This is a genomic window from Photobacterium sp., from assembly GCF_057456235.1.
This window is the reverse complement of record NZ_JBVCPH010000005.1, coordinates 152,322-170,561: the sequence shown is the minus strand read 5'-3', so window position 1 is coordinate 170,561 and position 18,240 is coordinate 152,322. Positions and strand designations below refer to the sequence as shown.

Annotated in this window: 24 protein-coding genes; 17 read left to right on the top strand and 7 right to left on the bottom strand. The window is 41.2% G+C overall.

The genetic code is table 11. From position 1 onward, the window contains the following. Positions 1-129: 129 nt before the first annotated feature. The 8 genes from AC2204_RS07780 (at position 130) to AC2204_RS07745 (ending at position 5,403) form a co-directional block, all read left to right on the top strand. Positions 130-672 carry an NUDIX hydrolase gene (locus AC2204_RS07780; protein WP_318924950.1) on the top strand — a complete coding sequence of 181 codons (543 nt, stop codon included), beginning with the start codon at positions 130-132 and terminating at the stop codon, positions 670-672. Between the two features lie 186 nt (positions 673-858). Continuing rightward, positions 859-1,458, top strand: coding sequence for a YceI family protein (locus AC2204_RS07775; protein WP_318924949.1), 600 nt, complete (start codon positions 859-861; stop codon positions 1,456-1,458). Positions 1,459-1,522: 64 nt separating this feature from the next. Then, positions 1,523-2,143 carry a fumarylacetoacetate hydrolase family protein gene (locus AC2204_RS07770; protein WP_318924948.1) on the top strand — a complete coding sequence of 207 codons (621 nt, stop codon included), beginning with the start codon at positions 1,523-1,525 and terminating at the stop codon, positions 2,141-2,143. Between the two features lie 84 nt (positions 2,144-2,227). Then, positions 2,228-2,443, top strand: a complete 216-nt coding sequence (locus tag AC2204_RS07765; protein WP_318924947.1) for a DUF3820 family protein — start codon at positions 2,228-2,230, stop codon at positions 2,441-2,443. Positions 2,444-2,521: 78 nt separating this feature from the next. Further along, positions 2,522-2,923: an IS66 family transposase gene (locus AC2204_RS07760; RefSeq protein ID WP_318925035.1), complete on the top strand. Its 402-nt coding sequence runs from the start codon at positions 2,522-2,524 to the stop codon at positions 2,921-2,923. A 199-nt stretch (positions 2,924-3,122) separates the two neighbouring features. Further along, positions 3,123-3,821 (top strand): CDP-alcohol phosphatidyltransferase family protein, encoded by a 699-nt coding sequence (locus AC2204_RS07755; protein WP_318924946.1) that lies wholly within the window; start codon positions 3,123-3,125, stop codon positions 3,819-3,821. Continuing rightward, positions 3,814-4,746: a phosphatidate cytidylyltransferase gene (locus AC2204_RS07750; RefSeq protein ID WP_318924945.1), complete on the top strand. Its 933-nt coding sequence runs from the start codon at positions 3,814-3,816 to the stop codon at positions 4,744-4,746. Before AC2204_RS07755 ends, AC2204_RS07750 begins: the two co-directional genes overlap by 8 nt. 6 nt (positions 4,747-4,752) lie before the next feature. Beyond that, positions 4,753-5,403 carry a lysophospholipid acyltransferase family protein gene (locus AC2204_RS07745; RefSeq protein ID WP_318924944.1) on the top strand — a complete coding sequence of 217 codons (651 nt, stop codon included), beginning with the start codon at positions 4,753-4,755 and terminating at the stop codon, positions 5,401-5,403. A gap of 165 nt (positions 5,404-5,568) precedes the next feature. Here the strand turns inward: AC2204_RS07745 and AC2204_RS07740 are convergent, their stop codons facing one another. Both AC2204_RS07740 and AC2204_RS07735 read right to left on the bottom strand, forming a co-directional pair. Then, positions 5,569-5,991 carry a DUF3010 family protein gene (locus AC2204_RS07740; RefSeq protein WP_318924943.1) on the bottom strand — a complete coding sequence of 141 codons (423 nt, stop codon included), beginning with the start codon at positions 5,989-5,991 and terminating at the stop codon, positions 5,569-5,571. A 167-nt stretch (positions 5,992-6,158) separates the two neighbouring features. Next, positions 6,159-6,665 (bottom strand): M48 family metallopeptidase, encoded by a 507-nt coding sequence (locus AC2204_RS07735; RefSeq protein ID WP_318924942.1) that lies wholly within the window; start codon positions 6,663-6,665, stop codon positions 6,159-6,161. Positions 6,666-6,914: 249 nt separating this feature from the next. On the opposite strand from AC2204_RS07735, the gene AC2204_RS07730 reads away from it, so the two are divergent. Together AC2204_RS07730 and AC2204_RS07725 are read left to right on the top strand one after the other, a co-directional pair. After that, positions 6,915-7,367, top strand: a complete 453-nt coding sequence (locus AC2204_RS07730) for a methyltransferase family protein (protein ID WP_318924941.1) — start codon at positions 6,915-6,917, stop codon at positions 7,365-7,367. A gap of 67 nt (positions 7,368-7,434) precedes the next feature. Further along, a complete protein-coding gene (locus AC2204_RS07725; RefSeq protein WP_318924940.1) occupies positions 7,435-7,767 on the top strand; it encodes a hypothetical protein in 333 nt (110 codons plus the stop codon). Positions 7,768-7,834: 67 nt separating this feature from the next. Here AC2204_RS07725 and AC2204_RS07720 read toward each other — a convergent pair whose 3' ends face one another. Continuing rightward, a complete protein-coding gene (locus AC2204_RS07720; protein WP_318924939.1) occupies positions 7,835-8,617 on the bottom strand; it encodes a phosphoribosylglycinamide formyltransferase in 783 nt (260 codons plus the stop codon). A 263-nt stretch (positions 8,618-8,880) separates the two neighbouring features. On the opposite strand from AC2204_RS07720, the gene AC2204_RS07715 reads away from it, so the two are divergent. Next, positions 8,881-9,222, top strand: a complete 342-nt coding sequence (locus AC2204_RS07715) for a hypothetical protein (RefSeq protein WP_318924938.1) — start codon at positions 8,881-8,883, stop codon at positions 9,220-9,222. A gap of 46 nt (positions 9,223-9,268) precedes the next feature. On the opposite strand, the gene AC2204_RS07710 is transcribed toward AC2204_RS07715, so the two are convergent. The 3 genes from AC2204_RS07710 to AC2204_RS07700 all read right to left on the bottom strand — a co-directional run bounded on the left by AC2204_RS07710 (position 9,269) and on the right by AC2204_RS07700 (position 11,478). Then, on the bottom strand, positions 9,269-9,628 hold the full coding sequence (locus tag AC2204_RS07710) for a HopJ type III effector protein (RefSeq protein ID WP_318924937.1): 360 nt from the start codon (positions 9,626-9,628) through the stop codon (positions 9,269-9,271). A 220-nt stretch (positions 9,629-9,848) separates the two neighbouring features. Beyond that, positions 9,849-10,241 carry a DUF2750 domain-containing protein gene (locus AC2204_RS07705; protein ID WP_318924936.1) on the bottom strand — a complete coding sequence of 131 codons (393 nt, stop codon included), beginning with the start codon at positions 10,239-10,241 and terminating at the stop codon, positions 9,849-9,851. Positions 10,242-10,434: 193 nt separating this feature from the next. Further along, on the bottom strand, positions 10,435-11,478 hold the full coding sequence (locus AC2204_RS07700) for a transporter (RefSeq protein WP_318924935.1): 1,044 nt from the start codon (positions 11,476-11,478) through the stop codon (positions 10,435-10,437). Between the two features lie 386 nt (positions 11,479-11,864). Between AC2204_RS07700 and AC2204_RS07695 the strand changes: the two genes are divergently transcribed. From AC2204_RS07695 to AC2204_RS07670, 6 genes are all read left to right on the top strand, one after another. Then, the gene (locus AC2204_RS07695; RefSeq protein ID WP_318924934.1) at positions 11,865-12,509 is read left to right on the top strand and encodes a hypothetical protein; all 645 of its coding nucleotides are present in this window, start codon (positions 11,865-11,867) and stop codon (positions 12,507-12,509) included. Between the two features lie 44 nt (positions 12,510-12,553). Then, positions 12,554-12,886, top strand: coding sequence for a carbon storage regulator (locus tag AC2204_RS07690; RefSeq protein WP_318924933.1), 333 nt, complete (start codon positions 12,554-12,556; stop codon positions 12,884-12,886). Positions 12,887-13,150: 264 nt separating this feature from the next. Beyond that, positions 13,151-13,753: a hypothetical protein gene (locus tag AC2204_RS07685; protein WP_318924932.1), complete on the top strand. Its 603-nt coding sequence runs from the start codon at positions 13,151-13,153 to the stop codon at positions 13,751-13,753. A 195-nt stretch (positions 13,754-13,948) separates the two neighbouring features. Further along, positions 13,949-14,623, top strand: a complete 675-nt coding sequence (locus AC2204_RS07680) for a C39 family peptidase (RefSeq protein ID WP_318924931.1) — start codon at positions 13,949-13,951, stop codon at positions 14,621-14,623. Positions 14,624-14,631: 8 nt separating this feature from the next. Beyond that, positions 14,632-15,150: a hypothetical protein gene (locus tag AC2204_RS07675; RefSeq protein WP_318924930.1), complete on the top strand. Its 519-nt coding sequence runs from the start codon at positions 14,632-14,634 to the stop codon at positions 15,148-15,150. Between the two features lie 308 nt (positions 15,151-15,458). Next, positions 15,459-16,808 (top strand): sigma-54-dependent transcriptional regulator, encoded by a 1,350-nt coding sequence (locus tag AC2204_RS07670; RefSeq protein WP_318924929.1) that lies wholly within the window; start codon positions 15,459-15,461, stop codon positions 16,806-16,808. A gap of 140 nt (positions 16,809-16,948) precedes the next feature. On the opposite strand, the gene AC2204_RS07665 is transcribed toward AC2204_RS07670, so the two are convergent. Next, the gene (locus AC2204_RS07665; RefSeq protein ID WP_318924928.1) at positions 16,949-17,797 is read right to left on the bottom strand and encodes an endonuclease/exonuclease/phosphatase family protein; all 849 of its coding nucleotides are present in this window, start codon (positions 17,795-17,797) and stop codon (positions 16,949-16,951) included. Positions 17,798-18,240: the final 443 nt, after the last annotated feature.

Below are 18,240 nucleotides of genomic sequence, written 5' to 3'. Positions count from 1 at the left end.
TTATCTCCCCACATTGCAAAACGGTTGAAAGATAAACAGGCTCCAAAAAGAGGATTTATGAAAACAGGCCAACTTACGTTAGAATAGCCGACCTTTCATGCTCCTAAACTGACGTAGACGAACTGAGCCATGCGATTATTAAACTCTTCAGTGCATCCTGATATCGAAAACCTGGATGCTCGTATTTTCCACCGTAAGGCTGCCCGTGGCATTATCTTGAATGGTGAAGACATTTTGATGCTATACACCGCACGCTACCATGACTATACCCTGCCCGGTGGTGGGATAGATGATGGTGAAGATGCTGAAGCGGGTCTGATCCGTGAACTTCAGGAAGAAACGGGGGCGCAAAATATACGAGACATTAAAGAATTTGGTTTATATGAAGAATATCGTCCCTGGTATAAGCCCGAGCACGATATCGTTCATATGGAGTCTTACTGTTTTGTGTGTACGGTCGATGCTGAGTTAGGTGAAACGCGGCTTGAAGATTACGAAATCAAAAACGGCATGAAGCCTGTCTGGATGAATATCTATGATGCGATTGCACATAATGAAGACACTATGGCGAACAGTGAAAAGAAAGGTATGTCGATTGAGCGTGAAACATTTTTGCTTAAATTGATTGCAGAAGAACTTCTGCCGTCGCTCGCGTTAAAACAAGCGAGTTAATAAAAACGTTTGTTGATAATAGTGATGATTAAAAAAACCTGCGAAAGCAGGTTTTTTTATCGCTGTCGCTTTTGTTTCGTTATTAATCATTATCTAATTCCTATGGTGGCTCAATAATAATAAAAAAATAACAAGTAATTCACCTATATTGATTGAATCAGAAACCCAAAAATAGGAACATTCTTGATGAGACTACACCATGTATTGATCACTGGCTGTGCTTTATTAGCAGGGCTACCCGCCACAGTGTTTGCTGACTGGATGTTGGATAATGCGCAGTCGAATGTCAATTTCTTATCGGTAAAAAATGCGGCGGTGACAGAAATTCATCAATTCAGAGAGTTAAGCGGATCGGTCTCTGAGCGTGGTGATGTAATTGTTTCGATTGATCTTACCAGCGTTGATACACTGATCCCTGTTCGGGATGAACGCATGAACAAGATGCTATTTGAAACAGAGTTGTTTCCAGTCGCCACACTGATGGCGCAAGTTGATAAAGCGGCGTTGGTGGCTCTAAAACCGGGTCAAACTATGTCTCTCGAAGCTGAAGTCGATCTGGACCTTCATGGCAAGAAGCAGCTTTTAGTCGCCAATTTGCAAGTGGTGGGATTAGAGAATGGCGGGATTTTGGTTAACACCATCAAGCCTGTCGTGATTGACAGCAAGAACTTCGCGTTGGATAAAGGGGTGGAGGCGCTTCAGAATATCGCGAATTTAAACTCTATCGCGACGAGTGTTCCCGTTAATGTTCGTCTCACGTTTGTGCAGAACACAAAGAAAGAATGACAACACCACCCTGATCCGTGAATTAGTCTCATGTGCTGTTTAACGTGTATTTAAAGGAATAAATATGAACCATGTGCGCTTTAATGACCGTTTATTATCACCCAGTAAAATCGTCTGTGTAGGCCGTAACTATGTCGAACATATTCATGAGTTAGGTAACGAGATACCTGAACACATGGTGTTATTCATTAAACCGAACTCTGCGATTACAGCAAGTCTTACCGCTTTTCATGGCAATGATAAATTGCACTATGAAGGCGAAATTGCTTATCTTTATCAAGGCGGTAAATTTGTGGCTGCCGGTTTTGGTTTCGATTTGACTAAGCGTGCTGTGCAGAGTGCCTTAAAGGCGAAATCTTTACCTTGGGAGCGCAGCAAGGCTTTTAATGGTTCTGCGGTATTTAGTGAGTTTGTGCTGCTGCCAGAAAATGCGCAGCCATTGGGATTGACTCTGTATATTAACGACAGATTGGTACAGCAGGGTGACACGACCTTAATGCTGTATCAACCGGATGAGATCCTCGCCGAGATACAGACCTTTATACAGTTAGAAGATGGCGATATTGTCATGACAGGCACACCAAAAGGTGTGGGCAGAGTGAAAGCGGGCGATGTCTATACTGGTGCGTTAGTGCAAAATGATCAGCTTCTGGTTCGCCAGTCATGGTTAGCTCAAGAGAGTTAACCTGCTGCCATGATTGTTGAAATCGAAGAGCGTGTTACACTGATTTTATAAGTCCGGTGCTAGGTTATAAGGATTGCTTAAGCGATGTTTGAAAAAGAACATTTGGTAAAGCTTGCGAATGTAAAAATGCCGTTTGGTAAATACAGTGGTCGGGTATTAATCGATTTGCCAGAAGAGTATTTGCTGTGGTTTCGAAAACAGGGTTTTCCAGATGGAGAGCTGGGAACGCTGATGGCGTTGGCATTAGAGTTCAAAATCGAAGGCTTGGAAAGTATTATCAGGCCATTAAAACGTGTGTGATTATTAGTTTAAATAAGAGCCCGCAGTTTATCGCTGCGGGCTTTCTGTTATCTGGCGGTTTTTGTAACGTAAGCGCCCATTTCTCCCCATATTCCGATACTCGAATCCTTCCGCGACTGGTTGGATAAAGCTGCCGCAAAACTGCTACCTCAAAGCCCAATGGGGAAAGCGGTCAGTTATGCGCTCAAACAGTGGGTCTACTTGGAAAGGTACGTTGAGGATGGCGACTATCCGATAGATAACAACCGTGTCGAACGGGAAATCCGTCCTGTTGCGACCGGGCTGGAGGCATGGCTGTTCGCCGATACACAAAGTGGTGCTGATGCGAGTGCGACCTTGTTAAGTATCATGCTCACCTGCCGTGCCAATGAGGGGAAACCGTATACTTATCTGCGTCATGTACTGACAGAACTACCACAGCGAGAACAAGGTTGTGATGTCAGTGATCTCTTGCCTTATAGCAATACGACCGTTCAATAGCGAGGTGGATGGGAACACTCGCTTACTTTTCAACCGATCATAAAGCGTACAAGTCTCTATTGCTCTTCTCTGTTTTGAAAAAGTTGGATCAATATATCTGATCTTCATCCTTTTTATTTCGTACTGAAAAAAATGTTGGTTATAATTGCCAGCGACTATATTCAACTGTTTGCATTAATGATCTTGTCAGTGAGGCTATATGGATAATGACCCGTTAGGTGAAGCGAATCGCCGACCACTTGCCGTTCGTGATGTTATTATAACCAGATGTATCGCAATTTGGTTAAGTCAGAAGAACATCACTCCTAATCAAATTTCTCTGATGAGTATGGCGTTTGCTCTTATGGGCATTGGAGCAATGCTCAGTTACCACTTTTTTTACTTTAACGTTTTTCTTCTGATTGCTGCACTGTGCATTCAAATGCGTCTGCTGTGTAACTTGTTTGATGGCATGGTGGCCGTCGAAGGTGGTAAGAAAACACCCGCAGGTGAACTGTTTAATGATGTGCCTGATCGCATTGCAGATCCTTTATTCATTGTAGCAGGAGGTTTTGCTACACAGTCAGTATTTGGAATGTCTTTAGCATGGAGCTGTGCGCTGATTGCTGTCTTAACTGCGTATGTGAGAGTATTAGGTGTGAGTATGGGGTGTCCTGCTGACTTCCGAGGCCCAATGGCCAAGCAGCACCGAATGGCATTGCTGACATTTACTTTTGTTTTTCTTTTTATCCATCGAAGTTTTGAGTTATTACCTGCGGTTTTTGATTACAGTATGGATATGGCTTTATTGATCATGTTGGTTGGCAGTATTTTCACTACTTGGTGTCGATTAGCTTCAATCTATCAGTTCAAAAATACGCAAGAACTCGGCAATGAGGTAAGGGACGGAAATGAATAAGATCCCCCCACACTCACTACAGATGATGGCGGCAATTATCGCCGTTCTTATTGTTGCTACTTTAGTTTACTTATGGCTATCTCGAAAACATCGTGACCGAGATTATCTCGAGTTAAAACTGCGTATTCGCTCGTGGTGGTGGATGATCGGTATTGTCTTTGTTGTGCTTTATCTGCCACTACAATACACGCTTTTCTTTGTCGGTTTCCTCAGTTTTATGGCTCTGAAAGAATTTCTTTCAATTGTTCCGACACGCATGGCTGATCGACGAGTGATCTTCTGGGCTTACCTTTCTATTCCTTTTCAGTATTACTGGCTGTCGATTGGCTGGTACGGAATGTTCATTATCTTCATTCCAGTTTACATGTTCCTCTATTTACCGATGGTGGCCGTTTTAATTGGAGAAACCAAAGGATTTATCCGTTCTGTTGGTGTTATCCATTGGGCACTCATGCTGACGGTATTCTGTATCAGCCACATGGCTTACTTGCTGGTGCTGCCAAGCCAAAACCCAGAGGCAAGTTCAATGGGGATGCTGTTGTTCCTCCTCGTGTTTACCCAGTTTAATGATGTCTGTCAGTACGTATGGGGTAAATCATTCGGCAAGCATAAAATTGTGCCAAAAGTCAGCCCGAACAAAACTTGGGAAGGCTTTGTTGGTGGCAGTTTTACTGTGATTGGTGTTTCTTATTTTATAGCCCCTTATCTGACACCTTTAACTTCTTTTCAGGGGCTGCTCGCAGGAATGATCATTGCGTTTAGTGGGTTTATCGGTGATTTGGTTATCTCTTCTGTAAAACGCGATTTGCAGATAAAAGATACCAGCCAGTTTATTCCCGGCCATGGCGGGATATTGGATCGTATTGACAGCTTAATGTTTACTGCTCCTTTGTTCTTCCACTATATCTATTATCTCTACTACTGAGGATTTATGGCTAAAATACTAAAAGTGTTATTTATACTGCTGATTGTAAAGCCACTTGTCTATATTGGTTTAGGGTTGAATATTATTGAGCGGCAAAACTTGCCAACCAAAGGGCCTGTCATTGTGGCTGCCAACCATAATAGCCACCTCGATACGCTGGTGTTGTTGGCGCTATTTCCAATTAGTTTGGTGCATCGTGTACGTCCTGTTGCGGCTGCGGATTACTTTTTGGCGAATCCCATTGTGTCTTGGTTATCACTCAACGTCATCGGCATTATCCCTATTCGTCGCGCCCCCTCTAAAAGTGAGCGTGCTGCCATTTTTGACGAATGCCATCACGCACTCAATCAGGGGGATATCCTGATCATCTTCCCAGAAGGAAGCCGAGGTGAGCCAGAAGTAATGAGCGGTTTAAAGAAAGGAATTTATCATTTAGTAAAGAACTATAACGGTTGTCCAGTGGTGCCTTTAGTTATGCGCGGACTCGGGCGCTCATTACCTAAAGGGACCGCCATGTTCGTCCCGTTTAATTGCGATGTTGTATTAGGGGAGCCTATTGTGGATTTCATCAGTTCAGAACATTTCGTCGATACCATGCAGGTGGAATACGACAAACTCAGCGAACTATGTATCGTGCAGGCTGTTGAGTCGAAATAAGCCATATACCCAAGTGACCTCAAGATGCAGGATTCAGAGTGAGCTCTGCGAGTTCAAATTGAAAAAGGGTAAAGCGCTGGCTTTACCCTTTTTGCTAACTCAAGCCAGCTTATACCAATCTGGAAAAGTATATGACTATTGACCAGATACTTATCCCGGTTGGTATTACTTGCCCATGTAAGCATAACCGGTCGTAAACGCCGCTTCCTGGAACTGACGTAGTCCAGTACTGCGGAAGTCAATCGCCAAAGGATTACGCTTCAGTTTTTGTTTTATTTCAGCGCTGCTGATGAAGTCTACTTCTAAGCCTTCTATCAGCTGGATCGCCGCTTCTAATTTGAAGCCAGTTGCACTGCCGGCAAATTTACCGCGGGTTTCGCGAGTTCGGATCACGACGCGATCAACCTTGTAATCATCCAACAGTTTTTTGAATGCGAATTGGAAATCTCTCATTTGTTGATTATCGAGAGAATCTTGCATGATGAACTTCTGAGTACGGCACTGAGGAATATCAAACAGACCATTTTGTAGAGACAGAAGGCAAATAATTGCCTCGTTGCTTCTTAGCTCAACTGCACAAACTTTCATGTAAACACCTAATTATTTTATTAACCAGTTATTATAGGCTAAAACACCGCCGCTTGTTAGACCTTCATGCGATTTTTTAAAACAAAAAACGCATGAATTGGATCTGTCCAAACGACTTCAAGGTGAAACGCCTCATGTATCTTGAAGGCGTTTGGCCAAAAGCCTGTTTATGAATAAATTGAGCCAATCATGTCAAGTTGGGTCAGGTATAACCGCATATCGAATTCAAGCTGGTGATAGTTAGGTTCCATGTGGCGGCAGAGTTGATAAAAAGCTTTGTTATGTTCCTTTTCTCTCAAGTGGGCAAGTTCATGAACTGCAATCATACGCAAAAAGGGAAGAGGAGCATTTTTAAAGACGCTGGCAACACGGATCTCATGCTTAGCTTTTAACTTCCCGCCTTGAATCCGGGAGACAAAAGTATGCAGGCCCAAAGCGTGATGAATGACATTGATTTTATTATCGTAATTCACTTTACTGATTGGGGCTGACTTCTTTAGATATTTATTTTTTATATCAATAACAAAATCATATAACGCCTTTTCCGTTTTGACATTGTGTGTGTCGGGATATTTGTTCAGCAAGAACGACGCCAATTTCTGATCATCGATCAGCTTTTTTACCTGCTCGGTTAAATGTACAGGATAGCCTTGGAGGTATTTAAATTCTGGCATTATGAAAATCTCGAAACTAACAAAGAAAAGCGCGAACTGATTCTATAAGTCTTACACTGGTGTGGCAATATAATCATACTATGTCGTGTCATTTAGGGTGTTTTATCAATGGCATCATCGCTCCTGTCGATAATAATCATTATTTTATCTATCGATTGTATATCCAGTGAAATACCTGACTCCTACTATTAGTATCTCAAATCGATGATCTTCTGATATTCTACCGGAGTACGTTAAAAGGAGTCAGGAATGTATCTGAAATTGCCACCGCCACTCGTCCTGCTGATAACATTGAGTGGGATGTATTTTCTTGCGACGTATTGGCCTTTATGGTCTTTTTCGTTTGCAGGTCAGCAGGTTATTGTACTTTTACTGTGCTTGATTGGGGCCATGTTAGGTTTGGCTAGTATCATCTCGTTTGCTAAAGCGCGCACCACCGTAGATCCTCACCGGCCCCACAAAGCGACGCGTTTGGTGACAACAGGGATTTATCGTTTTTCACGAAATCCGATGTATCTGTCTTTAGCGGTATTACTTGTCGCTGCATTTATCTATTTTGGTGCCATCTCTAGTCTGGTGATGATTCCATTATTTGTCTTTTATATGAATAACTTTCAGATAGAACCGGAAGAAGAGGTGCTATCTGAACTCTTCGGTGATGAATATCAACAATATTGTACTCAGGTGAGGCGCTGGTGTTAGGCGATTGACCATAGCAATGCAGGGGGTATTATGTGCGACAGTGATTTACTAACCCTGAATATTCGTTATGAAAAACCCTTTTGTTGCACGTTGGACCTCAGTTGGCAACACCTTATGCCTCGGGCACTGGGAGATGTCGTACAAGGGAAGTCGCCTTAGCATACCTCAAGAGCGTCTGGAAAAAGACATGGGAACTTACGGCATTTATAATTTTATGGATCCTGACGATCTTCTGTATGCGGAGGGGGATAAAGACGATGACTGGATTGTTGCAAATGTCGATTGGCTGGCCGATATGTTCGTCGAACACGACATTCCTATTGATGAAGAACATTTCAGACTTTTTTACCTGGCTGCGAATGCTGAAGACTGGCGCTGCGGTAGTTGTGGTGGGTGTTAAAGCTTTAGGCAAAATTGTAATCGGTGGTCAGATTTACCTGACCACGTTATAGCCCTTTGAACGGATATTAACTCGCCATGGTTTCAGGTCTCAGGTATTGCTGCCAGACTGACTGATACAAGTTAATAGATATATTACGTAACGAATTTATCTGAGAGACTTCCAGCTCGTTCAATTCCCTGTTCTGAGAAGACGCTGTGCGTTCAATCGTTTGGAGCTGTTCATAAATTTTATGTTCAACGCCATTTTTTATATCTGAAATAGCTTGCAAGTGAAGCTGGATTTCAGCGACGTGTTGAGTCTGAGGAAGGCGTACCAGCATTTTTAAGTCGCGATAACCGGATGTAGCTGGCTGCTTGAAACGGTTTCTTACTTCAACAATAGTCACTTTTTTACTGAGTAATTCAAACGCCTGAACTAGGCTGCCTATATCACTGGCGATCAGTGAGCCTCGTGCTAAATCAGTAAGGCGATTTACCTCACCATCCAATTCTGTCGATATTTTGTATTTGGCCCTGGTGAGTGATTTTATACCCGGGAGTTGGCTCTGTGTATCGGTAGAGAGTGAGATTTGCTGTATTAACTGTTCAAGCTCAGTCTGTGCCTGATGTGCTTGTTGGTATAGCGAATCAAAGTCATCGTGGGGCTGAGTGATCTGACTTTGTCTCCAGCTCGGAATGGAATAAAGGCCACTGAGAGAACGTTGAAAAGATTTCTTTGAACTTTGGCTAGAAGAGATAATTTCGTAATCAGAGTCGGTGTCAGCGGGTAAGCTGGCAGCGGCAGCAGGATTACGACTTAATACACACAAAAGAACGAAACAGGTGCGAAGTGCTGATTTTACAATCATTTAAGCTCCATTTTAACCATTCTTAGCGATACATACTAAAGAGGCTGTATCGAATCGGACAAGCGATATGTCCTTTGAATTAAGATATCTGTCCTTCAGGGGTATTTTCAATGGGTGAACACATAAAACCGGGTACTAGATTATTGAGGTTGTGATTAGGCTCTCAATCTAACATTCTCTGGCTCTCTTTGAGTGAGCATTGTGTAACAAATGGTAATCTCAATTGCCTGGGGTATAATCATTGACGTTGAGTTAATTGAAGTGTGAGTAAGATTTTGCAACAAGATCTATTGATTGTATTAATGGTGATCTGGCTGGGGATTTCTGCTGGTAGTGTAATGCTTTTTCAGCGTGGCTCAGATGTTCAACGTAAACGTAAGTTATGGCCGGGCTATACGATATTCAGCAATACGGTCATTGCAGGATTTATCATCTATATGCAACCACCGCTAGTTATGATGATTGGCCTGGTTACGTTGCTGCTGCCTTTGACTTGGTTGACGATACGTTCGACTAAATTTTGTGATTCATGTGGAAAAGCAAGCCGTTCACCATTCTTCATGAAGCCACCAACAGAATGTAGCCATTGTAAAAAAACGTTGTAAAAACGATAGAAAGGGGTTGTCGGCCCCTATTGGCTTTATTATACGGTTAACGCCGCTTTTTTTCTAAAAGAGCATCTCCCGCAAAGCGAATACCCAGCCATCCGTATTTCATGAAGTTACGGATGTTCAGATGATCATCGTTACTAGGGTTTTGCAGTACATCTATTCGATAAAATTTGCCAAAGCAAGCGAGGGTTTCTGCTTCAGATAGTTTATGGCGTTTAGCAAAAGCAAAAATACGGCATGATCCTTCATTCGTTCCTGCAGGGTTAGCGAGTGTCTCATTGCCTAACCCATTGCTAAAGGCGGTTGGCCGGTAGTCATAATGATCGTTAATGGTGTTGATCACCGTATCAAAGCCAACTGATTCTGGTGTGTTCTTTAGAGTACTGAATAGCGCATCCATGGCATTACGCCCCCCGTTTCTATTGTCTATTTTAACGATTAAAAGAAAATAATAGTGCATTGTGAGTAAATAAGCATAACGTTGCACTAAAGAAATAAAAAAGGGCCAGATTGAGCCCTTTTATTGCCATAAAATGTTGGTCACGAGTATAGCCTGGTATTCAATCCCCAAGGGATTATCTGTGTAGACTCTTCTCTGCTAACTAATTGGCTAACCGGTATTATTTCCCTTTTTTCGCTTGCTGCTTCAGTTCATAGTCAAGTTCATCAGGGTATACCACTAAGCCGTCTTCATCCTGGTTTGGAAAGATCACGATGGCAAGACCATCGTCTTCAAGACCATGGGTCCAGCGACTATGCCATTTATTGAGGGAAACCGCTTCAGCTTTACACGAGTCCCATTCACCTGTTGCCCATGCATCTGCAAACTCTTTATTGGGCCAAACTGGCACACAATCTTCGTCATCAGTGTTCAGCATGACGCAGCCGTGCTCATCAATCAGGATCCATATTTGGCGGTTGGTGACGACTTCTTTAACCAAGTACTTGAAACGTTTTTCGGCATCATAGCGTTGAATAGTTTCAATCATCGCTGGCTCTAAAGGGGTGGACATGATTTGTGTTCCTGCTACAGCTTTTACTTAAGAGCCATAGGATAGAACAAAATGAGGCTTGAGTCTTTTACTGTGTGACATAAAGTAAAGCCCCAAAGCTGTAGAAGCAAGGGGCTTTTTGTTGTCATTGGTGGTCGTTTCTATCATGGTTTATTTTGACGTATGTCTAACCGTTGATTCGGCTCTGAAAGCATTAGGGCTTAAGTGTATATGGCACCCTGACTGTCAACTGGAAATCCGGTGCATCAGCCGTAAGACCCGCAGACGCGCCGACATTAATTGTAGTATTTCTGTTAAGCGCATAGTTCGCACCAAAAGAAAGGGAATCTAGCTGCAATAACTTGGCGTCTGATGATGTTGCTCCGTTTACTTTTGATTTAAGGATTGTCTTATGGTTGAGACCAATACTGAATGAAAATTTCGGATTAACGGCAAACCCCATACCGGCACTAAACGAGATGGTATCACCAAGATCTATGGTATCGACACGAATGTTTTCTGGACCATCTTCCGTTTCTATATCGAGGTCAACGCTGACATCATCCTTGATATTCCAGATATAGCCCAGGTTCATGTAAATTACAGCCGGATCGATAGGCATGATCATAGTGATCCCAGGTTCAATACTGGGAAATCCGGATCCGGTTGGCAGATCTTTGAAATCGCCAACATTGTTTACCGGTACATCGTATGGTGAATCGCCCGTGGTACTTTTGAAGCGTAAGCTACCCACCCAGTAGGGTGACGAATCCATATTAAATTGGTATTTGAAAGCAGCTTCGATATCACCCAAGCCACTACCATCAACATCAATTAACTGATTTTCACTGCTGCCTGAGTTGATCCGTCGCTTTGATGTTGAATCTGTTCGGTATACCCAAGGTATACGTGCTTCAACTTCAAAACGGTTGGTAATACCATAACGGCCAGTAAGACCAAAGGTCATTGTGGTTCGATCAATGTCACTGGCTTCAATTAAACCCACAATAAGCGAAGGCAGAACCGTATAGCCAACAACTGAAACACTATTAGAGGAGTTCTGGGTGTAAGACAAGGAGGTATCAAGAACAAATGATCCTCTCGGTGTTAGTACGCCAGGTTGCTCGAAGATATCAGCAACAGTTTGTACTCGCTTCGTTTTTTCAGTTTCTTGGGTCGCTGGTGACTCTGCTGCCACCGCAATACCTGAACAGATAGTAAGAAGCGCAATCAGACTTTTATTTTTTAAAATACTCACGATTCCCTCACTTTTTGCATTTTTCAAAGATGCGTCCCGTAATCGGTCCAGACAGTATGCAACAGGTACTTGACCAATAAAAAAAGAGTAGCCGAAGAATAGTCAGGTTGTTAACTATTCGTCTCAAATAATTGTCTTATTACTGAGAGTTTAATGAAACTGTCTCATTATTAATAATGGTTTCATCATGGGGAAAAATATTATATTTAATCAAAGGTTAATCAATATAAAAAAATAGAATTAAAAGTTATTTTTTAGATGTAAATAAAAATTGATTTATTAAAAATAATACAATTTAAATTTTGACTAAAACTATCATTAAATTACCTCGTGGACAACTGCGAGTTATTATAAAAATAGCAGTACAACATAGTTGGAGTTAAATCATGCGTAAATCAAATATTGCACTATTCGTAGCAGTTGTTGTTAGTTCGCCAATCGCATTAGCTAGCGATGGGCATTGGGGAGGGGGCTGGGGTGGTGGCTCTGAAACTGAAACTAACAAAAATGTGGACAATACCAGTATTGTTATCGATGACGTTGCTAATCATAAGCTAGACTACTCGGCGACTGATAGCTTTAATGACAGCCTTGAAGTTACCGACAGCTACAAAAGTGATGATGACACACTCATCATGACTGATATGAATAATAGCGACATTGAGAAAGAGATAGAGGATAGTTATAATTCTTTTAGTGCTACAGACAACAGTGAGCATACTTATAGCGAGACCTCTACATCTACAATGGAGCACAATGAATTTGTTGCAGAATCTGAGCTTGAGGGTGAAGTGACTCACAGCCAAGTGACCTATGGTGGCGGTAGTGATGGAAAATATGGTGGCCATAGCTATGGTAAAAATCACGGCCATGGGCAAGCTTCGGTAAGTGAATTGAAAGTTACTCAGTCAAACGATATGTCAAACGCCTTTGCGAGTGCCTCTGGTATCAATATTGCAGGTCAGAATGCCGGTAATAATGCTTTGGTTCAGCAAAGTGTAAGTACTAATGCAATTCTTTCTGGGCAGTAACATAAAAGCTGAGAGTTGCGGCTAGCAACTCTCAGGAGGATGTTATGAAATATTTAACACTGATAGTTGCTGTTATCTTATCATGCGGTGCAGTAGCAGATGAGTTGGATATACTAACAAGTTCTGAAGTGCTGAATGATGATTTAATGAACCATTCTCGAGCTGGGCAATACGAGCTGAATCTTGACATTATGGAAGCGAATTCAGACATGGACGGTGAGGTTTCAAATAACCGCGCATACAATAATACTACTGGTGATAACATACTCACTGAAGGATCGTTTAATGGTTCCTCTGGGGTATTTAACGTAGTGCAAAACACAGGTAATAATGTGTTAATACAAAATGCAACGGTTGTTAACCTGACATTGAAGTAGCCTGTTAGTTTATCTAATGCTGGCATATGAAAAATATGTCAGCAAAAACTCTGAGTAAGTCGCTCTCATTAATTAGAGTTGATAGTTTTTCAGGGGCTAACACATTTACTTCGTAGTTCAATGCTTATTCATGTAATAGGTATGCAGTTTGATTTTATAATCTGACAGCTAGCTATTGAACATGGTAAGTAAAAATAGTTTACAAATCATAGTTATAAAAATGTAAGCGATTATAAAAATATACACAATATTTGGAGTGTTATCATGCGTAAAACAAATACTGCACTTTTAGTAGCCGCTATAATGGTTTCTCCTTTAGCTTTAGCCAATGGTGGGGGCGGGATGTATCCTTCTGGCGGTGATACAGAAAGTAATACCAATGTAGGCAATCTTGATTATTCAGCTACTGATATGTTTAATACGGATAAATATGTTGATAAGGAGGGTAGTTATAATCAAGAAACCGTTATCGATGACAGTTTTAAAAGTTCCGACGATTCCATGTTGATGAACGATATTGGGAATGAATATGTTGATGTAGAGATAGAAGGTAGTTATAACTCTGACCTTCTCGAGGACAACAGCGTTTGGAATAAGTCGAAAACCTACAGTATGGATGTAGAGATTGAAAAATATCTTGCTGAATCAGAGCTTGAAGGTGAAGTGACAGACAGTGAAGTGACTTATGGTGGCGCATGTTGCGATAGTAAGTATGGCAGTAGCGATAGTGTGCATGTTTATCAGACCAACACAATGAGTGGGGCCTTCGGCGGGGCATCTGGTATTAATGTTGCTGGTCAGAACGTGGGTAATAACTCACTTGTTCAGCAGACTGCAAGTACGAATGCAGCGTTAGTTGGCCAATAGAAATGATAAGAAGGGCTGTTATGGCCCTTTGTCTTAATTTATTCAGACTTGTAATGTGCGAGTTATCAGTCTGAATAAGTTGAGTGAAACGCGTTGAAATTTATTTTTTGGACTGTGACGCATCAAATTCAGGTTGTATAGACTTGTCGCTAGTGTCATCACACTGCAAGGCCAATTGACTGTGAGTCTATGATTATGAAAAATTCAGTATTAATTATTGCAGGCCTGTGTGCCAGTTTTTCAGTATCCGCACTGGACTATTTCCCGAATCGAGGCGGGTATAATGTTGATGTGAAAAGCTACCAGGAAAAGTTATTTGGTGATGTACAAAGGCAGCAATATGATTTTAGTTGTGGTTCGGCCGCAGTCGCATCGTTAATAACGTATCACTATGGTATTGAGACATCGGAAAACACTGTTTTTGAATATATGTTTTCCAATGGCGATAAGCAGAAGATTGAAAAAAAAGGTTTTTCGCTGTTAGACATGAAAAAATATTTAGACTCAGTCGGTTTAGAAGCAAATGGTTATAAGATCCCGCTGAATAAATTTAAGAAGTTAGGCATTCCTGGCATAACAATTGTCAATTTTGATGGCTACATGCACTTTGTTGTTATTAAAGGTATAAATAGTAAGCAGATTATATTAGGCGATCCATCAAGAGGTACAGTTGTGATGGATATTGAAAAATTTGAACCAAATTATAAAGGCCTGGTTCTGCTGGTAAAAAATAAAATAAAAATAGGAAAAGACAGTTTTATCACAGCAGAAAATTATAGCATTTATACTCCATCGCCTGTAACAGAGGCGATTACCAGAGATTCGCTTGCTACGTTCAGTATAACGCTACCCGGTGCAAACGATTATTAGAGGCTTGTATGAATAAATTATCTAAATTATTTATCGCTTCGACGCTAGGAGGGGCGGCCTTCATGGCCAATGCCACTATCAATTTTCAGAGTCTGGATAATCTTGACTTTGGTTTGGTTACAATGAGCGAGGCTGAGATGTCATCGGTACGCGGTGGGTTTGAGTCAATCGGCGATACAATAATAAATATTGGTTTATCAATATCAACGGCATTGAATGGTGAAAAGATATTTAGTTCCCATATTGCTGATCTTACTATATTTAATGGTGTATTAATGCCTAGGGACAGCTCTGTAGGAGGTGATACTGATTGCATTGTCTGTGTTGTGCAATATGGTGACAATAACCTTTTAGAAAGGCCAAGCTTGGTGGAGGGTAGTATAGCCAATATTGTTCAGAATACGGTCGATGGAGTAACGATTCAAGTCGATACAGTATTAGACATTGAGGCTGATGTTGATGGGTTCGTTCTTCAGCAAATTCAGACAAACCGAATGGAGAGTGCGATACTAAACACAGGGTACTAGAGACAGCTTTATATTAACTTTTCGTTCTTAGTGAAGGTATAGTGTGCTTACTATACCTTTTTTGTTGTGTTTTTTTGCTATTTAGTTGTCATGTTAATAATATTCCTTAAACTTTATGGAACTTTTATTTTTGATTAAGTTGTTGATTGAAAAAGGTAGTTACTGTCCTGTTTGCTATCGATTAATATTAAAACAGATGATTCAAGGTGATTCTCACATTTGATACCCTGCAAGGGTGTCTTTTATTGCCTATATTTTTTAATACATAAAGAAGAAATAATACGAACATTGAAAAGAAGGTGACTTCGATGGTGGCCCAATGTCAAACCAAATCAATTACAGGTCGACTTGTTGCAATTGGTTGTAATTACGAACCTTGGATTGCGCTTCTTGAACAATCAGGTTGGAAAACTCACTGCTGTTATGATCTTCGAACGGCTGACTCAATCCTAGAAGACTACAGTCCCTGTATTTGCATTGTTGATTTAAGCAATAATGATTTTAGCTTGAATAGCATTTCTTTAAGGGCAAATAAGACTAAGCAAGTAAAATGGATTGCTATTATAAAAAAAGAGCAGTTGCAAACGGATGCAATTTGCCAGTTTATTAATAATTTCTGTGTTGATTATTTCACGGTTCCAATTCCAAGTAGCCAGCTATTAGACACGGTTGGCCATCAACTTGGGATGCTTGAAATTGAATCTAGCTCATGGGTTGAGATCACTTCTCAACATGATATGGGATTATTTGGTGAGTCAAAATCGATTAAGCAATTGCGTGACATGGTGCGCCGTGTGGCAGCAACAGAAGTGAATGTCTTCCTAACGGGTGAGAATGGTACAGGTAAGGAGTTGATTGCTAAGTCTGTTCATAATCTATCTAAGCGTAAAAATGTACCATTTATTTCGGTTAACTGTGGCTCTTTAGCATATGATGATAAGAAAATGGCATTCTTAAGATCGTCATCTCAGTCTCAAGACGATGAAAAATCAACATTTAATGGCACTATCTTACTCGATAATGTTGAAGAGTTGTCGAGAGAGTTACAAAATGAGCTGCTGGCCTATTTACAGTCATCTTCAGGGGACTCATTGAATGATGATTCCTGTTGTGATGTTCGGATTGTTGCTTCTTCTAGTGCTGATCTTGAAAGTGCAGTTGCAAATGGTGAATTCAGTAAAGAGCTTTATTATCGGTTGAATGTGTTTCATATTAAAGTACCGACATTAAGAGAGCGCGGTTCTGATATATTCTTGTTAGCCGAAAAGTTTCTAACTAAGTTTGCAAATGAATACAGCACGATGGCATCCAGTTTTTCCGATGATTCTAAGCAGTTATTATTACGGTACAGTTGGCCGGGCAACGTACGTGAATTGATCAACCAGGTTAAGCGTGCAGCTCTGTTAGCTGAAGGGAATGAAGTCAGGGCGGAACATTTTGACTTGCCAAGTAAGTCAAACCTTAAACAAAGTTTACGTAATATCAAAGATGAAGCTGAAAAAGATGTATTAATGGCAGTACTCGAAACCCATCGTGGTCAGGTTGCATCAGCAGCAAAAGATTTGGGCGTGTCGAGAGCAACCATGTATCGCCTGTTGAATAAACATAATATCGTGCCGGATGTGAGGCACTATAATAACAGTTATATGCAAGAATAATGATAACAAATGATTTTAATGCTCATTTTTCCTGATAGGTTTTCGTTCTCCGCTCACAAAAAAGCCCGTTAATCGGGCTTTTTTGTGAGCGGAGAATGAGCAATATCGATTAGGGTATGCTTAAGAAAATAACTTCATTTTTACATACTGTGTGGTCTAGATAGAGGAAAATGCGCAACAATCGGGCAGTGATCAGACAGCTGGTATTGCTTAACATCTTCTTGTTCAAACGGCAGCTGATAGACACTTTCCTGATCATTGATTTTATCAGCAATATCTTGCGACACGAGCATGTGGTCGATCAGCATACGATAAAGACGAAATTGTGTTCGGCCGTTGGCGTTGCTGACTCTTGCCCAGCAACTGGCTGTAGTCTTGGCGGTGAGATTGACCAATGGCTGTTGTAGCTGGCTGTTCAGGTCGGTCAGCAACCATTCGTTCGGATGATTGAGTTGATGGTTGAAATCGCCCAAAATCATATAGCTTTGATGCATTTCTTGTCTTTTATTGATCCAATCAGCCAAAACATTCGTTTGACGTTTTAATTGTTTACAACTTTGACCTGATTTTTGTTGTTTCTTGCTGAAGCAACCGGATTTGAGGTGAACGGACAAAAGATGTAGCTGAGTTTCATTATCAAGCTGGACGATGAGGTAGCTGCCGTAGCGTAACTTACCGGTCTGGTTATTGGCGATACGGTTTAATTGATGAAGATCGTCGGGATCGGATACTTCAAGATGGGAGCGAACGGCAAAGCCAGTGTATTGATTACTGACAAGGTAAGATTCACCGGCTTTGTTACTACGATCTGAAAAGTAAAAGTGATAGTCAGCTTCGGGCACTATCTTTTTTAATACAGCAAGACTATCAACTTCTTGAAAGGCGAAAATGTCAGGCGATAAAGCTGTAAAGATCGATCTCATTTTCCGGTAATCAAGATCACTACGTCTACTGGCCGGAAATTTATCTGATAAGCTCAGCCATTGCATGTTCCAGCTAACCAGGCTCAAATGAGAAGGTACAATGTCGGCCGCTATAGTAGGGGCTATGCTGAGCATCAGCAAGAGACTGATGAAGTGAGAACGCACGGATGTAAGCCATTGTTAAGGGGGATGCTTACTATACTATCGACGTTGACGGAGAAGTTGTACGCGAGAAATGTCAGATATGCGGTGTGTATCGCCTCAGTGTGCGGTTGACTGGTCGCGTTGCCATTACTCGCTGTTACTTGTATCTAAAACCTCCTGAAGATTGTGTTTGATTTCCTTAAAATCAAAGTTGCTGAGAATGGAAAATGCAAGGGCTTTTTTTTCAAAAAGATAAAGTGATCGACAATAAATTTGTTGACAAAAAAGGTTTGCAAAAGAGGTTACATACAAAAATCTGGCACCGCTCATAATCATCGCTCGTTCCCTGTACTGTCCTTTATAAA

Coding starts and splice junctions, on each gene's coding strand:
- AC2204_RS07780 (WP_318924950.1), top strand. CDS start 130: ATGCGATTATTAAACTCTTCAGTGCATCCTGATATCGAAAACCTGGAT.
- AC2204_RS07775 (WP_318924949.1), top strand. CDS start 859: ATGAGACTACACCATGTATTGATCACTGGCTGTGCTTTATTAGCAGGG.
- AC2204_RS07770 (WP_318924948.1), top strand. CDS start 1,523: ATGAACCATGTGCGCTTTAATGACCGTTTATTATCACCCAGTAAAATC.
- AC2204_RS07765 (WP_318924947.1), top strand. CDS start 2,228: ATGTTTGAAAAAGAACATTTGGTAAAGCTTGCGAATGTAAAAATGCCG.
- AC2204_RS07755 (WP_318924946.1), top strand. CDS start 3,123: ATGGATAATGACCCGTTAGGTGAAGCGAATCGCCGACCACTTGCCGTT.
- AC2204_RS07750 (WP_318924945.1), top strand. CDS start 3,814: ATGAATAAGATCCCCCCACACTCACTACAGATGATGGCGGCAATTATC.
- AC2204_RS07745 (WP_318924944.1), top strand. CDS start 4,753: ATGGCTAAAATACTAAAAGTGTTATTTATACTGCTGATTGTAAAGCCA.
- AC2204_RS07740 (WP_318924943.1), bottom strand. CDS start 5,991: ATGAAAGTTTGTGCAGTTGAGCTAAGAAGCAACGAGGCAATTATTTGC.
- AC2204_RS07735 (WP_318924942.1), bottom strand. CDS start 6,665: ATGCCAGAATTTAAATACCTCCAAGGCTATCCTGTACATTTAACCGAG.
- AC2204_RS07730 (WP_318924941.1), top strand. CDS start 6,915: ATGTATCTGAAATTGCCACCGCCACTCGTCCTGCTGATAACATTGAGT.
- AC2204_RS07725 (WP_318924940.1), top strand. CDS start 7,435: ATGAAAAACCCTTTTGTTGCACGTTGGACCTCAGTTGGCAACACCTTA.
- AC2204_RS07720 (WP_318924939.1), bottom strand. CDS start 8,617: ATGATTGTAAAATCAGCACTTCGCACCTGTTTCGTTCTTTTGTGTGTA.
- AC2204_RS07710 (WP_318924937.1), bottom strand. CDS start 9,628: ATGGATGCGCTATTCAGTACTCTAAAGAACACACCAGAATCAGTTGGC.
- AC2204_RS07705 (WP_318924936.1), bottom strand. CDS start 10,241: ATGTCCACCCCTTTAGAGCCAGCGATGATTGAAACTATTCAACGCTAT.
- AC2204_RS07695 (WP_318924934.1), top strand. CDS start 11,865: ATGCGTAAATCAAATATTGCACTATTCGTAGCAGTTGTTGTTAGTTCG.
- AC2204_RS07690 (WP_318924933.1), top strand. CDS start 12,554: ATGAAATATTTAACACTGATAGTTGCTGTTATCTTATCATGCGGTGCA.
- AC2204_RS07685 (WP_318924932.1), top strand. CDS start 13,151: ATGCGTAAAACAAATACTGCACTTTTAGTAGCCGCTATAATGGTTTCT.
- AC2204_RS07680 (WP_318924931.1), top strand. CDS start 13,949: ATGAAAAATTCAGTATTAATTATTGCAGGCCTGTGTGCCAGTTTTTCA.
- AC2204_RS07675 (WP_318924930.1), top strand. CDS start 14,632: ATGAATAAATTATCTAAATTATTTATCGCTTCGACGCTAGGAGGGGCG.
- AC2204_RS07670 (WP_318924929.1), top strand. CDS start 15,459: ATGGTGGCCCAATGTCAAACCAAATCAATTACAGGTCGACTTGTTGCA.
- AC2204_RS07665 (WP_318924928.1), bottom strand. CDS start 17,797: ATGCAATGGCTGAGCTTATCAGATAAATTTCCGGCCAGTAGACGTAGT.